The sequence below is a fragment of the Natrialba aegyptia DSM 13077 genome, from assembly GCF_000337535.1.
Lineage (GTDB): Archaea > Halobacteriota > Halobacteria > Halobacteriales > Natrialbaceae > Natrialba > Natrialba aegyptia.
On sequence record NZ_AOIP01000006.1, the window covers coordinates 1 to 454 of the forward strand.

1 rRNA gene is annotated in these 454 nt (G+C 58.1%); it reads right to left on the reverse strand.

Annotated features, from left to right (window positions below):
* A 16S ribosomal RNA gene (locus C480_RS00505) occupies positions 1-412 on the reverse strand; the annotation flags it as partial.
* Positions 413-454: the final 42 nt, after the last annotated feature.

A 454-nucleotide genomic window follows, 5' to 3' on the forward strand; every position in this document is an offset into this window, starting at 1 on the left:
GAGAAAAGCGAGGACTATATGCCCTCGCACCTGGAGTCCCCTTATCGCACTCGCGTGCAGTGTAAAGGTTTCGCGCCTGCTGCGCCCCGTAGGGCCCGGTATCTTGTCTCAGATACCGTCTCCGGGCTCTTGCTCTCACAACCCGTACCGATTACTGGCACGGTGGGCCGTTACCCCACCGTCTACCTAATCGGCCGCAGCCACATCCTATAGCGCCGGAGCGTTTCACGCTCTCGCCACTCCAGGCTGAAAGCGTTATTCCGGATTAGCCTCAGTTTCCCGAGGTTGGCCGGATCTATAGGGTAGTTTGGCCACGTGTTACTGAGCTATCTGCCACGAGTCTAAACTCGTGCGACTAGCATGGCTAAATCGGACTCCAATAGCAATGACCTCCGGCAGGATCAACCGGAATGGTCTCCCCAGCGCGAGGCTGGGGGGTTGGCGGTGAATGCTA